Origin of the sequence: Streptomyces sp. YGL11-2 (assembly GCF_050054615.1) — a bacterium.
GTDB lineage: Bacteria > Actinomycetota > Actinomycetes > Streptomycetales > Streptomycetaceae > Streptomyces.
In genome coordinates, this window is sequence record NZ_JBNHIN010000001.1 from 64,301 (window position 1) to 81,133 (window position 16,833).

At 74.7% G+C, this 16,833-nt stretch carries 15 protein-coding genes; 11 read left to right on the forward strand and 4 right to left on the reverse strand.

The annotated features are described in order from the left end of the window. From ACO1BR_RS00335 to cobC, 7 genes are all read left to right on the forward strand, one after another. The coding region (locus tag ACO1BR_RS00335) for a cobyric acid synthase (RefSeq protein ID WP_426792982.1) at positions 1-1,224 on the forward strand (1,224 nt) is incomplete at its 5' end. 55 nt (positions 1,225-1,279) lie between these two features. Next, the gene (locus tag ACO1BR_RS00340) at positions 1,280-3,421 is read left to right on the forward strand and encodes a putative cobaltochelatase (protein ID WP_426792983.1); all 2,142 of its coding nucleotides are present in this window, start codon (positions 1,280-1,282) and stop codon (positions 3,419-3,421) included. Continuing rightward, positions 3,421-4,017, forward strand: coding sequence for a cob(I)yrinic acid a,c-diamide adenosyltransferase (cobO, locus tag ACO1BR_RS00345; protein ID WP_159504482.1), 597 nt, complete (start codon positions 3,421-3,423; stop codon positions 4,015-4,017). The genes ACO1BR_RS00340 and cobO overlap by 1 nt, the downstream gene beginning before the upstream one ends. Before the next feature lie 7 nt (positions 4,018-4,024). After that, positions 4,025-5,467, forward strand: coding sequence for a cobyrinate a,c-diamide synthase (locus ACO1BR_RS00350; protein WP_426792984.1), 1,443 nt, complete (start codon positions 4,025-4,027; stop codon positions 5,465-5,467). A 31-nt stretch (positions 5,468-5,498) separates the two neighbouring features. Continuing rightward, positions 5,499-6,146, forward strand: a complete 648-nt coding sequence (locus ACO1BR_RS00355) for a cobalamin biosynthesis protein (protein WP_426792985.1) — start codon at positions 5,499-5,501, stop codon at positions 6,144-6,146. Further along, positions 6,143-7,033 carry a sirohydrochlorin chelatase gene (locus tag ACO1BR_RS00360; RefSeq protein ID WP_426792986.1) on the forward strand — a complete coding sequence of 297 codons (891 nt, stop codon included), beginning with the start codon at positions 6,143-6,145 and terminating at the stop codon, positions 7,031-7,033. The genes ACO1BR_RS00355 and ACO1BR_RS00360 overlap by 4 nt, the downstream gene beginning before the upstream one ends. Beyond that, positions 7,030-8,151, forward strand: a complete 1,122-nt coding sequence (gene cobC, locus ACO1BR_RS00365) for an Rv2231c family pyridoxal phosphate-dependent protein CobC (protein ID WP_426792987.1) — start codon at positions 7,030-7,032, stop codon at positions 8,149-8,151. The genes ACO1BR_RS00360 and cobC overlap by 4 nt, the downstream gene beginning before the upstream one ends. Before the next feature lie 187 nt (positions 8,152-8,338). Here the strand turns inward: cobC and ACO1BR_RS00370 are convergent, their stop codons facing one another. Continuing rightward, on the reverse strand, positions 8,339-9,289 hold the full coding sequence (locus ACO1BR_RS00370) for an SCO1860 family LAETG-anchored protein (protein WP_426792988.1): 951 nt from the start codon (positions 9,287-9,289) through the stop codon (positions 8,339-8,341). 276 nt (positions 9,290-9,565) lie between these two features. Then, the gene (locus tag ACO1BR_RS00375; protein ID WP_426793314.1) at positions 9,566-10,657 is read right to left on the reverse strand and encodes an amidohydrolase family protein; all 1,092 of its coding nucleotides are present in this window, start codon (positions 10,655-10,657) and stop codon (positions 9,566-9,568) included. 495 nt (positions 10,658-11,152) lie between these two features. Between ACO1BR_RS00375 and ectA the strand changes: the two genes are divergently transcribed. The 4 genes from ectA (at position 11,153) to thpD (ending at position 14,610) form a co-directional block, all read left to right on the forward strand. Continuing rightward, positions 11,153-11,719 (forward strand): diaminobutyrate acetyltransferase, encoded by a 567-nt coding sequence (gene ectA, locus ACO1BR_RS00380; protein WP_426792989.1) that lies wholly within the window; start codon positions 11,153-11,155, stop codon positions 11,717-11,719. A 149-nt stretch (positions 11,720-11,868) separates the two neighbouring features. Beyond that, the gene (gene ectB / locus ACO1BR_RS00385; RefSeq protein ID WP_426792990.1) at positions 11,869-13,137 is read left to right on the forward strand and encodes a diaminobutyrate--2-oxoglutarate transaminase; all 1,269 of its coding nucleotides are present in this window, start codon (positions 11,869-11,871) and stop codon (positions 13,135-13,137) included. Positions 13,138-13,183: 46 nt separating this feature from the next. Continuing rightward, on the forward strand, positions 13,184-13,600 hold the full coding sequence (locus ACO1BR_RS00390; RefSeq protein ID WP_426792991.1) for an ectoine synthase: 417 nt from the start codon (positions 13,184-13,186) through the stop codon (positions 13,598-13,600). Between the two features lie 107 nt (positions 13,601-13,707). Next, positions 13,708-14,610, forward strand: a complete 903-nt coding sequence (thpD, locus tag ACO1BR_RS00395) for an ectoine hydroxylase (RefSeq protein ID WP_426792992.1) — start codon at positions 13,708-13,710, stop codon at positions 14,608-14,610. A gap of 292 nt (positions 14,611-14,902) precedes the next feature. On the opposite strand, the gene ACO1BR_RS00400 is transcribed toward thpD, so the two are convergent. Continuing rightward, positions 14,903-15,964 (reverse strand): aminotransferase class V-fold PLP-dependent enzyme, encoded by a 1,062-nt coding sequence (locus ACO1BR_RS00400; RefSeq protein WP_426792993.1) that lies wholly within the window; start codon positions 15,962-15,964, stop codon positions 14,903-14,905. A 72-nt stretch (positions 15,965-16,036) separates the two neighbouring features. Then, a complete protein-coding gene (locus tag ACO1BR_RS00405; RefSeq protein WP_426792994.1) occupies positions 16,037-16,741 on the reverse strand; it encodes a DsbA family oxidoreductase in 705 nt (234 codons plus the stop codon). Positions 16,742-16,833: the final 92 nt, after the last annotated feature.

Here is a 16,833-nt window from a genome sequence, read left to right on the forward strand (position 1 = left end):
CCGGCCGCGGCATCCCCCGGCGAGACGGCGTACGGGAGCGGGCGGGAGCAGCTGCTGGGGACGGTGACCGACTGCCTGGCGGAGCTGCGGCGGACGTACGACGCGGTGATCTGCGAGGGCGCCGGCAGCCCCGCGGAGATCAATCTGCGGCGGACCGACATCGTCAACATGGGCATCGCCCGGGCGGCGCGGATCCCGGTCGTGGTGGTCGGCGACATCGACCGCGGCGGCGTCTTCGCGTCGTTCTTCGGGACCACGGCGCTGCTGTCCGCGGCGGACCAGGAACTGGTCGCGGGCTATCTGGTCAACAAGTTCCGCGGGGACGTGTCCCTGTTGGAGCCGGGCCTGGAGATGCTGCGCGGGCTCACCGGCCGGCGGACGTTCGGCGTGCTGCCGTACGCGCACGGGCTGGGAATCGACGAGGAGGACGGGCTCCGCATGTCGCTTCGTGGCGCGGTCCGCGAGTCCGTCGTGGCGCCGCCGGTCGGCGCGGACGTGCTGCGGGTCGCGGTGTGCGCGGTACCGCTGATGTCCAACTTCACCGACGTGGACGCGCTGGCGGCGGAGCCGGGCGTGGTGGTGCGGTTCGTGGACCGCGCCGAGGAACTCGCCGACGCCGACCTCGTGGTGGTGCCGGGCACCCGCGGGACGGTGCGGGCGCTGGCCTGGCTGCGCGAGCGGGGACTGGCGGACGCGCTCGCCCGGCGGGCCGCCGAGGGGCGCCCGGTGCTCGGTGTCTGCGGCGGCTTCCAGGTGCTCGGCGAGCACATCGACGACGAGGTCGAGTCGCGGGCGGGGAAGGTGGACGGGCTGGGGCTGCTGCCCGTACGCGTCCGGTTCGCCCGGGAGAAGTGCCTGGCGCGGCCGGTCGGCGAGGCGCTCGGGGAGCGCGTCGAGGGCTACGAGATCCATCACGGTGTGGCCGAGGTCGGCGGTGGGGAAGCCTTCCTGGACGGCTGCCGGGTGGGCTCCGTGTGGGGCACGCACTGGCACGGCTCGCTGGAGAGCGACGGCTTTCGGCGGGCGTTCCTGCGGGAGGTGGCGCGGGTGGCGGGCCGCCGGTTCGTACCGGCCCCGGACACCCGCTTCGGCGCGCTGCGCGAGGAGCAGCTGGACCGGCTGGGGGATCTGATCGAGGAGCACGCGGACACGGCGGCGCTGCTGCGGCTGATCGAGGACGGGGTGCCGGACGGGCTGCCGTTCGTCCCGCCGGGGGCGCCGTGAGGGGCACGCAGTGGACAGGACCGGAGGCGGCCGGCGACGTGGAGGACGACACGGCATGACAACGACGCACAACACGCAGCACACCACCCGGCAGTACCCGTTCACCGCCGTCGTCGGCATGGACGACATGCGGCTGGGCCTGCTGCTGAACGCCATCTCGCCGGCCATCGGCGGAGTGCTGGTGCGCGGCGAGAAGGGCACCGCGAAGTCGACGATGGTGCGCGGTCTGGCGGAGCTGATGCCGGCCGTGGACGTGGTCGGCGGCTGCCGCTTCGCCTGCGCGCCCGCCGCCCCGGACCCCGGGTGCCCCGACGGCCCGCACGGGTCGGACGCCGCCGGTGAGGACCGCCCGACGCGGATGGTCGAGCTGCCGGTCGGTGCCTCCGAGGACCGGCTGGTGGGCGCGCTGGACATCGAACGGGCCCTGTCGGAGGGCGTGAAGGCGTTCGAGCCGGGGCTGCTGGCGGACGCGCACCGGGGCGTGCTGTACGTCGACGAGGTCAATCTGCTCCACGACCACCTGGTCGACCTCCTGCTGGACGCCGCCGCGATGGGCGCCTCGTACGTGGAGCGCGAGGGCGTCTCGGTGCGGCATGCCGCCCGGTTCCTGCTCGTCGGCACCATGAACCCCGAAGAGGGCGAGCTGCGGCCGCAGTTGCTGGACCGGTTCGGGCTGACCGTGGAGGTCGCGGCGTCCCGCGAGCCGGAGCAGCGGGTGGCGGTCGTCCGGCGCCGGCTGGCGTACGACGCCGATCCGGCGGGCTTCGCGGCGCGCTGGGCGGACGAGGAGCGGGAGCTGCGCCGGCGCATCGCGCGGGCCCGGGAGGTGCTGCCGTCGGTGGAGCTGGGCGACGCCGCGCTGCGGCAGATCGCCGCGACCTGTGCCGCGTTCGAGGTGGACGGGATGCGGGCGGACATCGTGATGGCCCGCACGGCGAGTGCGCTCGCGGCGTGGGCGGGGCGCACCGAGGTGCGGTCCGAGGACGTACGGCAGGCCGCGCTGCTGGCGCTGCCGCACCGGCGGCGGCGGAACCCCTTCGACGCGCCGGGACTTGACGAGGACAAGCTCGACGAGGTGCTGGAGGAGACGGCCGGGGAGCAGCCGGACGGGGACGGCGGCGACGATCCGGAGCCGGACGGTCCGGACGGCGGCCCTGGTGGCGGCCCCGGCGGGCTGCCCCCTCAGGACGGCGGACCGCAGGAGTCGCCGGGTCCCGACCTGCCGCGCCAGCAGGAGGCGGAGCCGCCGGCCCGGCCCGAGGGCCCGGAGCGGGCGGCGGAGGCCGAGCCGGCCGCGTCCGGGCCGGGCCGGGAGCAGGCGGCGGTGGGCGCCGCCGAGCCGTTCCGGACCCGGCGGCTGGATGTGCCGGGGCTGGGCGAGGGCGCGGACGGCCGCCGGTCGCGGGCGCGTACCGCGCACGGCCGGACGACCGGCTCGCGGCGGCCCCAAGGGGCCCTGGGCAAGCTGCACCTGGCGGCCACGGTGCAGGCCGCGGCGCCGCACCAGCGGGCGCGCGGGCGCCGCGGGCCGGGGCTGGTGGTGCGCCGGGACGATCTGCGCGAGGCGGTGCGCGAGGGGCGCGAGGGCAACCTGGTGCTGTTCGTCGTGGACGCGTCCGGGTCGATGGCGGCGCGGAAGCGGATGAGCGCGGTCAAGGGGGCGGTGCTGTCGCTGCTGCTGGACGCCTACCAGCGGCGGGACAAGGTCGGGCTGGTCACCTTCCGGGGCTCCGGGGCGGAGCTGGCGCTGCCGCCGACGTCGTCCGTCGAGGCGGGCGCGGCACGCCTGGAGCAGCTGCCGACGGGCGGCCGTACGCCGCTGTCGGAGGGACTGTTGAAGGCCCACGAGGTGCTGCGGGTGGAGCGGATGCGGGACGCGTCGCGCCGCCCGCTGCTCGTGGTGGTGACCGACGGCCGGGCCACCGGCGGGGCGGAGCCGCTGGTCCGCGCCGGCCGCGCGGCGCGGCTGCTGGCCGCCGAGGGCACCGCGTCGGTGGTCGTGGACTGCGAGGCGGGACCGGTCCGGCTGGGGCTGGCCGCCGGACTGGCGCGGGACCTGGGCGGCCCCGCGATCACTCTCGACGAACTGCGCGCGGACAGCGTCTCCGCGCTCGTACGGACCGTACAGGGCAGGCCCGTTCGCGCCGGCGGCGATGCCGGCCGGGGCCGGGATCACGTCAACAGGAAGGCCGCGTAATGCCGCAGGGACAGCCGTCCGTCGTACCGGACGACGGGCTCACCACCCGCCAGCGCCGCAACCGCCCGCTGGTCCTGGTCCACACGGGCCAGGGCAAGGGCAAGTCCACCGCCGCTTTCGGGCTGGCGCTGCGGGCCTGGAACCAGGGCTGGCCGGTCGGGGTGTTCCAGTTCGTGAAGTCGGCGAAGTGGAAGGTCGGCGAGGAGCGGGCGCTGAAGGTGCTCGGCGACTCCGGGGAGGGCGGCACCGTCGCCTGGCACAAGATGGGCGAGGGCTGGTCCTGGGTCCAGCGCGACATCTCTTCCAGCGAGGAGGCGGCGCGCGAGGGCTGGGAGCAGGTCAAGCGGGATCTGGCCGCGGAGACCTACAAGCTGCTGGTGCTGGACGAGTTCGCGTATCCGCTGAAGTGGGGGTGGATCGACACCGAGGAGGTGGTGTCGGTGCTGCGCGACCGGCCCGGTACGCAGCATGTCGTCATCACCGGGCGGGCCGCCCCCGAGCCGCTGCTGGACTTCGCCGATCTCGTGACGGACATGACGAAGGTCAAGCACCCGATGGACGCGGGGCAGAAGGGCCAGCGGGGCATCGAATGGTGAGCGCGTCATGAGCGGCACCGCCGTCCCCCGGCTGGTGATCGCCGCGCCGTCCTCGGGCGCCGGGAAGACGACGGTGGCCACCGGGCTGATGGCGGCCTTCGCCGAGGCGGGGCTCACGGTCTCGCCGCACAAGGTGGGGCCGGACTACATCGACCCCGGCTACCACGCGCTGGCCACCGGCCGCCCCGGCCGCAACCTGGACGCCTACCTGTGCGGCCCGGAGCGGATCGCGCCGCTGTTCCTGCACGGTGCGGCGGGCGCGGACCTGGCGCTCGTCGAGGGCGTGATGGGGCTGTTCGACGGGGCGTCCGGGATGGGCGAGCTGGCGTCGACGGCGCAGGTCGCGAAGGTGCTGCGGGCGCCCGTGGTGCTGGTGGTGGACGCGTCGTCGCAGTCCCGGTCGGTGGCCGCGCTGGTGCACGGCTTCGCGTCGTGGGACCCGGAGGTGCGGCTGGCCGGGGTGATCCTCAACAAGGTCGGCTCGGACCGCCACGAGGAGCTGCTGCGGGACGCCATGGGCTCCTCCGGGGTGCCGGTGCTCGGTGTGCTGCGCCGCACCGGGCAGGCCCGTACGCCGTCCCGGCACCTGGGCCTGGTGCCGGTCGCCGAACGGCGCGCCGAGGCGGTGGAGTCGGTCGCGGAACTGGCCGCGCGGGTACGCGAGGGCTGCGACCTCACCGCGCTGCTGGCGCTCGCGCGAAACGTGCCGGAGCTGCCGGCTGGGGCGTGGGACCCGGCAGCCGAGATCGGCGCGGTCGCGGCGGCGCCGATCGCGACGCCGCCGGCCGGGCGGCCCGCCGGGGCGGCGTCCGCCGGCCGGCCGCTGATCGCGGTCGCGGGCGGTGCCGCGTTCACCTTCTCGTACGCCGAGCATGCCGAGCTGCTGACCGCGGCGGGCGCCAACGTCGTCCCCTTCGACCCGCTCCACGACGAGCGACTGCCGCCCGGCACGCGGGGGTTGGTGATCGGCGGCGGCTTCCCCGAGGTGTACGCGCCGGACCTGTCGGCGAACGCGCCGCTGCGGACGGCGGTGGCGGAGCTGGCCGCCTCCGGGGCGCCGGTGACCGCCGAGTGCGCCGGGCTGCTGTATCTCGCCCGGTCGCTCGACGGGAAGCCGATGTGCGGGGTGCTGCCCGCCGATGCCCGGATGACGGAGCGGCTGACCCTCGGCTACCGCGAGGCGGTGGCCCTCCAGGACAACGCGCTGGCGGTGGCCGGGACCCGGGTGCGGGGCCACGAGTTCCACCGCACGGCGCTGGAGCCGGGCGCCGGCCCGTCCCCGGCGTGGGGCGTGACGCACCCGGCGCGCGCCGTGGAGGGCTATGTGACGGGCGGGGTGCACGCCTCGTACCTGCACGTCCACTGGGCCGCCGAACCGTCGCTGGCGGTACGGCTGGTGGACTGCGCGGCGCGGCGCGGGCCGGCGGCCCTCGCGGGCGGCGGCCGGTGAACGCGCCCGGCCCTGCCGGCGGTTTCGGCCGTTGAGCGGCCCGGTGCCGGACGACGGCCACCGCGCGGCGGACTCCGGCTCCGGCGCCGGGCGGCCCGCGCCCGTGCTGATCGCCGGGGTCGGCGCCCGCCGCGGCGTCCCGGAGGCGGAGGTGCTGGAGCTGATCGGCGCCGTGCTCGCGGCGGCGGGCCGGCCGCCGGCCGCGCTCGCCGCGCTGGCCACGGTCGCGGCCAAGGCGGCAGAGCCCGGACTGCTGGGCGCGGCCCGGCGGCTGGGGGTGCCGGTGTGGTCGTATCCGGCGGCGGCGCTGGCGGTGGTGCCGGTACCGGCACCGTCCGCCGCCGTGCGGGCCGCGGCCGGCACCCCGAGCGTCGCCGAGGCCGCCGCCCTGCTGGCCGCCGGACCGGGCGCCCGGCTGATCGCGGGGAAGCGCGCCTCCGCGCCGGACGGCCGGCCGCCGATGGCCACCTGCGCCCTCGCCGCGCCCACCGGCGCGGACACTTGGGGCAGTTCGGCCATTACCTCCGGTACGGAGGGAGCGACCGCCGCCCGACCGGCCGGTGCGGATATCGTCTTGCCCTCCGCCGGTCCGCCCCGCCCCGGCGCGGACCGGCGGACGGCGGATGTCGACGGCAGCACGCCCGCCGGTGAAACCCCCGGTAGCAAGGAGACGTTGTGACCACCCCTCCCGCACTGCTCATCGCCGGTCACGGCACGCGTCACGAAGGCGCCACCGACGCCCTGGAGGCGCTGGTGCACACGCTCGCCGAGCGCCACCCCGAAGTGCCCGTCGCCGGAGGGTTCTTCGGCGCCGGGGGATCGCCACGGCCGGTGTCCGCAGCGGTCGGCGAACTCGTCGGGCGGGGCGCCACGCGGATCGTCGCCGTCCCGCTGCTGCCGACCCCCACGGGTCCCCTGCGGGAGAGCCTGCCCGACGCGCTGGCGGCGGCGACCGCGGCGCACCCCGGGGTCGGTTACGACTGCGCCGCCGAGCCGGGGCCGCACCCCAAGCTCCTCGGCGTACTGGAGCGGCGGCTGGACGAGGCACTGGGCGGCTCCGCGCGGCGGCCGCAGGACCGGGCTCGGACGACGGTGCTGCTGGTGGGGCGGGGCGCGGCCGACCCGTACGCCAACGCCGAAGTGGTGCGGGCCGCCCGGCTGTTGTGGGAGGGGCGCGGCTTCGCGGGCGTGGAGACCGCGTTCCTCACGCTCACCGCGCCGGACGTGCCGGCCGGCCTCGACCGGTGCTGCGTACTGGCCGCCGCGCCGCCCGGCGCCACCGGCCCGATGCGCATCGTGGTCCTGCCGTACTTCTTCTTCGCCGGTGACCTCCTGGAGCGGCTGCGGATGCAGACCGAGGGCTGGGCGGCGGCCAATCCGTGGGCCGAGGTGATCGACGCGGAGGTGATCGGCCCGGCGCCGGAGCTGGCCGAGGTGGTCATGGAGCGCTACCGCGCGACGGTGGCGGACGAGGCGCGGGGCGGCGGCCGGACGGCGGCGGGGGACGCCCGGCCGCCGTTCGGCGCGGTGCCGCCGGCGGTCGCGGGCGCCGGGGGCCAGGCGTGACCCGGCCCGCGCCGTATCCGGCGGTCACCGCGCCGCCCGAGCCGGCCCCGCGGCACCCCGAACCGGATCTGCGGCACCACGGCGACGCCGAGGTGCGCGGCGCCGACGGCCCGCTGACCGGGCTGACCGACCTCGCCGTCAATGTCCGCACCGGCACTCCCCCGGCCTGGCTCAAGGCCCGGATCGCCGCGTCGCTGGACGGCCTCGCCGCGTATCCGGACGGCCGGGCGGCCCGCCGGGCGGTCGCGGCCCGGCACCGGCTCCCGGTGGGGCGGGTGCTGCTGACGGCGGGTGCGGCGGAGGCGTTCGTACTGATCGCGCGCGCCGTACGGGCCCGCCGGCCGGTCGTGGTGCACCCGCAGTTCACCGAGCCCGAGGCGGCGCTGCGGGACGCCGGGCACGACGTCGGGCGGGTGCTGCTCACCGAGGCGGACGGCTTCCGGCTGGACCCGGCCGCGGTGCCCGCCGACGCCGATCTGGTCGTCGTCGGCAACCCCACCAACCCCACGTCCGTGCTGCACCCCGCCGCCGTGCTGGAGCGGCTGGCCCGGCCCGGCCGCACCCTGGTCGTGGACGAGGCGTTCATGGACGCGGTGGCCGGTGAACGGGAGTCGCTGGCCGGGCGGGTGGGCGGGCTGCCGGGGCTGATCGTGCTGCGCAGCCTCACCAAGACCTGGGGGCTGGCCGGTCTGCGCATCGGCTACGTGCTGGCCGCCGAGGACACCCTCGCGGCCCTGGAGCGGGCCCAGCCGCTGTGGCCGGTCTCCACGCCGGCGCTGGCCGCCGCCGAGGCGTGCTGCGAGCCGGCGGCGCTCGCCGAGGCCGCCACCGCGGCCGAGGAGATCGCCGGGGACCGGGCCCATCTGCTGGCCCGGCTGGGCGAGTTCGCCGCGCTGCGGGCGGTCGGCCCGGCCGCCGGCCCGTTCGTCCTGGTCCGGCTGCCCGGTGCCGCGGCGGTACGCGCCGCACTCCGGGCGCGCGGTTTCGCGGTGCGCCGCGGTGACACCTTCCCCGGCCTGGGCCCCGACTGGCTGCGGCTCGCCGTACGGGACCGAGCCACCACGGACCGTCTGGTGGCCGCGCTGGCGGACGTGCTCGCCGAACGGCCCCCGGGTTAGGGCCTGTCCGACCGCGGCCCATCGGAAGGGCCCCAGGGCCTGGAGGGTCTCCCCGGGGCCCCGGCCGGACCACGCTCCGGCCAGGGCCCCGGCGAGGGGAGGCGCGCCGCGCGGGCCCACCCGGCGCGCCTCCGAGCCGTACCCCGCACCGGAGCCCCCACAGCACCGGCACGGCGTACGGGTCCTGTCAGCCGCGCCCGCCCGGTGCGGCGGCGCGGCGGCGACGGGCGTGGATCAGCGATCCGGCGCCGGCGGCGACCAGCAGGGCCGCGCCCCCGGCGACATACGGGGTGGCCGAACTGCCGCCGGTCTCGGCGAGGTTCTGCGTGGCCGGGCGGGTGCCGCCGGCGCCGCCCTGGGGTTCCCCGGGCTTCTCCGGCGCGCCGGGCGCCGCACCGTGCGGGGTGGTGCAGGTGGCCTGCGCCAGCGTCACCTGGCCGTGCACCTCGGCCACGTTGAGCTTCAACGGGTCGACCGAGACCCGGAGTTGGAGCGCGGTCGCCGCGGCGCTCGTCGACGTCACGGCCTTGTGCGACAGATCGAGCCGTACGTCGCCCACCCCCGGCACGGTGACCGCCGTCGTCCCGCTGGCGCCGAGCGTGACCCGCTTGCCCAGCACCTGGACGCTGCCCAGCACCTGCGAGGTGGCCCGCGGGTGCTGCCCGGCCCGGCACTCCGCCGTGGAGGTCACCTGCTGGACCTCGATCAGCGGCAGCGCGGGGAGGCCGGGCAGGTGCACCGCGGCGTGCACGAGGTTGGCGTAGCCTTTCGCGCCCTCGGCGTCGGCGGTGGCCCGCGCGGTGGCGACATCGGCCCGCAGCACGCTGAACGGCCGGCCCTGGTCGATCCCGTCCAGGGTGACGGTGAGCGCGGTCCTGCCGGCCGAGGCCGGTGCGTGCACGTCGTTCAGGGTGGCTCGCAGCGGGACGCGGAGCGACTTGTCGAGCAGCCCGACGTCCAGGCCGGTGCGCAGCACGGCCGCACCCGAAGTGCCGTTGCCACGGCCGTCGTTGCCGGCGGCGTACGCGGCGGGTGCGGCGCCGAGGGCGACGGCGGGACCGGCCGTCAGCGCGGTGGCGACCAGGGCCGCGCCGAGCCGCCGCGACACGCCGGAGGAGCCGGCGGAACTGGTTAACACGTGTGTGGAACCCCCACGAGAGAGATGGAGCCGCCGACCGTGCCAATGGGGGACATCACGCGGGCCGGCGACCTCGACCCGCACATCGTGTACGTACGGAGGGTGAACAGGAGGATATGTAGAGGCAGTTCACCCCAAGGGGTGGTTTTCGCGCCCTTATTCGAGCGCCTCGGCGCATCGGACGGAGGCCGGAGGAGGACGGGCGGCGGCCGGGGGCCGCGGCACGGGCGGCGCCACGGCCGCCCGGTGCCGCGGGCGGCACGCGGGCACCGCCCGTCAGCCGATGGCCCGCCCCCGCAGGACCACCAGGCGCGGCGCCGCCAGCACCCGGACGTCGGCCCGGGGGTCGGCCTCGTAGACGACGAGGTCGGCCGGGGCGCCCTCGGTGAGCCCCGGGCGGCCCAGCCACTCGCGGGCGCCCCAGGTCGTCGCGGAGAGGGCGGCGACGGCGGACAGCCCGGCCTTCATGAGTTCGGCGACCTCGTCGGCGACCAGGCCGTGCGACAGCGAGCCGCCCGCGTCGGTACCGGCGTAGACCGGCACCCCGGCGTCGTGGGCCGCGCGCACGGTGTCGTAGCGGCGGGCGTGCAGCCGGCGCATGTGGTCCGCCCAGCGCGGGAACTTCGCCTCGCCGCCGGCCGCCAGCTGCGGGAAGGTCGCGATGTTGACCAGGGTCGGGACGATCGCCACACCGCGTTCGGCGAAGAGCGGGATGGTGTCCTCGGTGAGGCCGGTGGCGTGCTCGACGCAGTCGATGCCGGCCTCGACGAGCGGGGCGAGGGACTCCTCGGCGAAGCAGTGGGCGGTGACCCGGGCGCCGAGCCGGTGCGCCTCGGCGATGGCGGCCTCGACGGCGCCGGCGGGCCAGCAGGCCGACAGGTCCCCGGTGGAGCGGTCGATCCAGTCGCCGACGAGCTTGACCCAGCCGTCGCCGCGCCGGGCCTCCTGGGCGACGTAGGCGACCAGGTCCTCCGGCTCGATCTCGTGCGCGTAGTTGCGGATGTAGCGCCTGGTGCGCGCGATGTGGCGGCCGGCGCGGATGATCCGCGGCAGGTCGGCACGGTCGTCGATCCAGCGGGTGTCGGAGGGGGACCCGGCGTCCCGGACCAGGAGGGTGCCGGCGTCACGGTCGGTGAGTGCCTGCTTCTCGCTGGTGGCGTCGTCCACCGGGCCGTGCGCGTCCAGTCCGACGTGGCAGTGCGCGTCGACCAGGCCCGGTAGCACCCAGCCCGCGACGGTCATGGCATCGCGTGCCATCGCCGGCCGCTCGAAGGTCACCCGGCCGTCGACCACCCACAGCTCGTCGCGGACGTCGTCCGGCCCGACGAGGACCCTCCCCTTGAGGTGCAGCACCGCACCTTCGCTCATGGACGTCATGCAGGCACTTTATGCGTGCGGCCGACCTGTGGGCCATGGCGGACCGGCGCATACCCGGGGGTCGTATTCGACCGGCCGCCCCATAATCACCCGCGGCTTCTCACGCGCCTTCCCGCGGGGCTTCTCATATGTCGCCGGCAAGACTTCCGGCGTACCTTGCGGTGAACCGCTCGGGGCACCTTCCACCGGCGAATTCCCATTTCGCAGAAGCGCAGCTTCCCGTATTCTTCTGCCCGCTTTTTCGCACCTCAAACGCCAAGATTCCGCTAGCGTCAAGTCCCGTAATTCGGACGCATCTCATCGCCGTTACGGAGCTGTGACCGACTACACAGCGTGTCCGTTTCGCCCCGAACTTTCGGGTCAAATCGAGACATCTCGCCAGTGCATCGCGCGCCCCCGCGCCCCCGCGTGATAACACAAAGAGGAGTCCCATGTAACCCCTGCCCGCGATGCATTTTCCTTTTTCCCTCGGTAAATTTAATTTCCATGACCGCCGCACAAGCAGACCATGCAGGTGCCCGAAGCGAAATCAGGGAAATTCCGGAGGGCTTCAAGCTCGACACCCCACGCGTGGAGGACGGAGCCGCGATCTGGCGTATCGCCCGCGACTCCAAGGCGCTGGACCTCAACTCCTCCTACAGCTACCTCCTGTGGTGTCGCGACTTCGCCGCCACCTCCGTCGTCGCACGCGACGCGGAGGGCGAGCCGGCCGCCTTCGTCACCGGCTACGTCCGCCCCGAGCGCCCGGACACGCTCGTCGTCTGGCAGGTCGCCGTCGACGACGCGCACCGCGGACGGGGGCTGGCCGCCGCGCTCCTGGACGGGCTGACCACCCGCGTCATGGACGAACAGGGCGTATCCCTCGTCGAGACGACCATCTCGCCTGACAACGCCGCGTCCAACCGGCTGTTCGCGTCCTTCGCCGAGCGGCACTCGGTGCCGGTCAGGCGCGAGGTGCTCTTCGATGCGGGGCTGTTCCCTGAGCAGGGCCACGAGCCGGAGGTCCTGCACCTCATAGGCCCGTTCCGTCCACCGTCCCGCCCCGGGCGCTGACGACGGCCCCAGCGCCGCGCGGCACCGACCATGCCGCGGCGGCCGTGCGGGACCACCGCCCGAACCCGTGAGCCACACGGGAGCCGCACCGCCCCGCCCGATCCACCCCCGGACTTCTCCCCTCCGCTTTCTTCTCCCAGGAGCCTGCCGTGACCATCACCCAGCCCGATCTGAGCGTCTTCGAGACCGTGGAGTCGGAGGTGCGCAGCTACTGCCGTGGCTGGCCCACCGTCTTCGACCGCGCCCAGGGCAGCCGCATGTTCGACGAGGACGGCCATGCGTACCTCGACTTCTTCGCCGGTGCCGGGTCGCTCAACTACGGGCACAACAACCCGGTCCTCAAACGCGCCCTGATCGACTACATCGAGCGGGACGGCGTCACCCACGGCCTGGACATGTCCACCACGGCCAAACGGGCCTTCCTGGAGTCGTTCCAGAACATCGTCCTGCGCCCGCGCGACCTGCCGTACAAGGTCATGTTCCCGGGCCCGACGGGCACCAACGCCGTCGAGGCCGCGCTGAAACTGGCCCGCAAGGTCAAGGGCCGCGAGTCGATCGTGTCCTTCACCAACGCCTTCCACGGCATGTCGCTGGGCTCCCTCGCGGTCACCGGCAACGCCTTCAAGCGGGCCGGCGCCGGCATCCCGCTGGTGCACGGCACCCCGATGCCGTTCGACCACTACCTCGACGGCCAGGTCCCCGACTTCCTCTGGTTCGAGCGGCTGCTGGAGGACCAGGGCTCCGGCCTCAACAAGCCCGCGGCCGTGATCGTGGAGACCGTGCAGGGCGAGGGCGGCATCAACGTGGCCCGCGCCGAGTGGCTGCGCGCCCTCGCCAACCTGTGCGAGCGCCAGGACATGCTGCTGATCGTCGACGACATCCAGATGGGCTGCGGCCGTACGGGTGCCTTCTTCTCCTTCGAGGAGGCGGGCATCGTGCCGGACATCGTCACCGTCTCGAAGTCCATCAGCGGCTACGGGCTCCCGCTCGCGCTGACGCTGTTCAAGCCCGAGCTGGACGTCTGGGAGCCGGGCGAGCACAACGGCACCTTCCGCGGCAACAACCCGGCCTTCGTCACCGCCGCCGCCGCGCTCGACACGTACTGGGCCGACGGCCAGATGGAGAAGCAGACCCTCGGCCGCGGTGAGATCGTCGAGTCGCACCTCAAGGCCATTGTCGAGGCGCACCCGGACACCTTCGTCGAGTACCGCGGTCGCGGGCTGGTGTGGGGCATGGAGTGCGCCGACAAGAGCCTCGCCAACAAGATCGCCAAGCGCGCCTTCGAGCTGGGTCTGCTCATCGAGACCTCCGGCCCGGAGAGCGAGGTCGTCAAGCTGCTGCCCGCGCTGACGACCACCCCCGAGGAGCTGGACGAGGGTCTGCGGATCCTCGCCCGCGCGGTCCGCGACTGCGCCTGATCCACCGAGAGCTCCCGACCGTTCCACAGAAAGGCACCAACTCACCGTGATCGTCCGATCGTTCCAGGACATCGAAGGCACCGACCGCCACGTCAAGGGCAAAACCGGCACCTGGGAGAGCAAGCGCATCGTGCTCGCCAAGGAGCGGGTCGGCTTCTCGCTGCACGAGACCGTCCTGTACGCCGGCACCGAGACCTCCATGTGGTACGCGAACCACATCGAGGCCGTCGTGTGCGTCGAGGGCGAGGCCGAGCTGACCAACGACGAGACCGGTGAGAAGCACACCATCACGCCCGGTGTGATGTACCTGCTCGACGGGCACGAGAGGCACACCATGCGGATCAAGAAGGACTTCCGCTGCCTGTGCGTCTTCAACCCGCCGGTCACCGGCCGCGAGGACCACGACGAGAACGGGGTCTACCCCCTTCTCACCGAACCCGACCCGGAGCCCAAGGCGGGCTGAGACCGGCCACCGGCCCCTCTCCCTGCCCCGTCCGGCAGCGGTGAGGAGGGCAACGCACTGCGCGCGTGAGAACCGCGTTCCGTACGAGAGGAGAGGAAGGCACCACCATGACCACCGCACCCGAGCGCACCGCCGACCTGTACCCGACCCGTGGGACCAGAGAGGTCATCACCCCGCGGAAGGACCCGGTGGTGTGGTCGCAGCCCGGAGCGGCCGGCCCGTTCGCGCCGTCCGAGCTGAGCGACTTTGAACGCGACGGCTTTTTCGCCATCGGGGAGCTGCTCACGGCGGAGGAAGTCGCGGTGTACCGCGCCGAGCTGGACCGGCTGGTGCTCGACCCGGCGATGCGCGCCGACCCGCGCTCCATCGTCGAGCCGACGTCGCAGAGCGTCCGGTCCATGTTCGAAGTGCACCGGATCAGCGAGGTGTTCGCCCGGCTGGTCTCCGACCCGCGGGTGGTCGGCCGGGCTCGCCAGATCCTCGGTTCGGACGTCTACGTCCACCAGTCCCGGATCAACGTGAAGCCCGGCTTCGGTGCCTCCGGCTTCTACTGGCACTCCGACTTCGAGACCTGGCACGCCGAGGACGGTCTGGCGCACATGCGCACCGTGTCGGTCTCGATCGCGCTGACCGAGAACTACGACACCAACGGCGGCCTGATGATCATGCCCGGTTCGCACCGGCACTTCGTGGGCTGCGAGGGCGAGACGCCGAAGGACAACTACAAGCGGTCGCTCCAGATGCAGGACGCGGGCATCCCGTCGGACGAGGTGCTCACGAAGATGGCGGACCGGCACGGCATCCGGCTGTTCACCGGCCGGGCCGGCTCGGCGACGTGGTTCGACTGCAACGCCATGCACGGCTCCGGCGACAACATCACGCCGTACCCGCGCAGCAACGTCTTCATCGTCTTCAACAGCGTGGACAACGCCGCCGTGGAACCGTTCGCGGCGCCGGTCCGGCGCCCGGAGTACATCGGGGCGCGGGCCCCGTTCGTTCCCGTCAAGTAGGGGCACGCCGGTGAGATAGCGCACGACCGCCCACCGGGGACGGCACGGAGGCTCCTGGCCGCCGCACGGCATCGACCGTGCGGCGGCCACGGCGCGTTCCGGCAGGGCGTCGGCGGTGCCCGCCGGTCGGTCCGCCGGGCACGCGGTGGTAGCTGACGGCCCATCAACTGTGTTCAATGGGGGCGCCGTCCCGGCGCGCGGACGGCAACTCGCCCACCGGGACGAGGCGTTGACCCTCACCCCCGCGCCCGGGACCGCGCCGTGTTCCCGCGCCGCCCGCCCGCCTCATGCCTCATGCCTCACGCAGCAGCGCCAGCACCTTCTCCACGTCCTGCGCCGAGTTGTAGAGGTGGAACGCGGCGCGCAGCAGCCCGCCGCGCACCGCGAGCCGCACCCCGGCCGCGGCCAGCCGCGGCTCGGCGCCGGCCAGCCCCGGGGTGGAGACGATCGCGGAGCCGGGTGCCGGCCGCGAGGGGAAGCCGGCCTCGGCCAGCCCTGCGCGGTACCGGTCGGCCAGCGCGGTGTTGTGCGCGTGCACCGCGGCCACCCCCACCTCCGCCATCAGGCCGAGGGAGTGCTCGGCGGCCACGTACGAGTAGTACGCGTACGGCTCGTCGAACCGCCGGGCGGTCGCCGCCGGCCGGCCGATCACCCCGTAGTTCGACTCGCCGACGTCCTCGCCGGCCACCCACCCGGCGTGCACCGCCGGGGGCCAGTCGGCCGCGTCGCCGCCGAGGTACAGGAACGTCGTACCGCGCGGGCACAGCAGCCACTTGAAGGCCCCGCACACCACGAAGTCGAAGCCGGCGATGTCCAGGGGCAGCCACCCGGCGGACTGCGTGATGTCGACGTACGTGCGCGCCCCGTGCGCCCGGGCCGCCTCCCGTACGGCCGCCAGGTCGGCGATCCGGCCGTCCAGCGCCTGTACCGCGCTCACCGCGACCAGTGCCGTCCGGGGCCGAACCTCCTCGGCGAGCGCCTCCAGTGGTACCGCGCGGACCGTGCAGCCGGGGTGCGCCGCCAGTGGGTTCACCAGCGAGCTGAACTCCCCCTCGGCGACCAGCACTTCGGCGCCCGCGGGCAGCGAGGCCGCCACCAACGCCGACCGCACCGCGACCGAACTGCCCAGGGCCACCCGCTCCTCGGGCACCCCCGTCAGCCGCCCGAACGCCCGCCGCGCGGCGGTGGCCGGAGCGAAGTAGTCGCGCCCCATCGTCCCGTACGACGCCGACTCCGTCAGCGCCTCCCGCAGCGCGGCGGCGCTCCGCGCGGGCAGCAGCCCGCTGGACGCCGAGTTCAGGTAGACCGTCTCGGGGGCGAATTCGTCCCCGCCCAGTGCCTCGTATCGCAGCATGGCCCCACTGTGCTCGGTGTACGGCGCGGCGTCCATCTCCCGGGAGCCGCGCCGGACCGGCCCGTTGCGGCCCTACCGCTCCGGGACGGCGCAGCCCTCGTCGCCGCAGACCTCCGCGTCGCCGGCCGGCAGGATCTGCACGGCGCCGTCGGCGTGGGCGCGCTCCAGGGCCTGGCGGAAGACCTCGGCGGGCTGGGCCCCGGAGACACCGTAGCGGCGGTCGATGACGAAGAAGGGCACGCCGGTGGCGCCGAGCTCGGCGGCGGCGCGCTCGTCGGCCCGCACCGCCTCGGCGTAGGCGTCCGGGTCGGCCAGCACGCGGGCGACCTCGCCGGCGGGAAGACCGGCGGCCACGGATATCCGGGTCAGCTCGGCCGGGTCGCCGAGCGGCCGGGCCTGGGCGAAGTTGGCGTCGTAGAGGGCGGACAGCAGGGCGTCCTGGACGCCGTGGTCCTTGGCCAGGTGGAGGAGGCGGTGCAGGTCGAAGGTGTTGCCGTGGATGCGGTCGGAGCGGTAGTCCAGGCCCTCGCCGGCCGCCGCCTCGGCGACCCGGGCCTCCATCGCCTCGGCCTCGGTGCGGGTGACGCGGTACTTCTGCGCGAGCATGTCGAGGACCGGGATGTCGGTGGGCGCCGGGGCGTTCGGGTCCAGTTCGAAGGAGCGGTGGACGACCTCGACGTCGTCGCGGTGCGCGAAGGCGGCGAGCCCCGACGCGAAGCGGGCCTTGCCGATGTAGCACCAGGGGCAGGCGATGTCGGACCAGATTTCGACGCGCATGGAGTGACTGGCTTTCCTCGTCGTGCTCGGTGGGAGCGGGCGTGCGGGTGTGACCTGGTGCAACAGCGGAGGAGTGCGGAGTATTCCGCGGG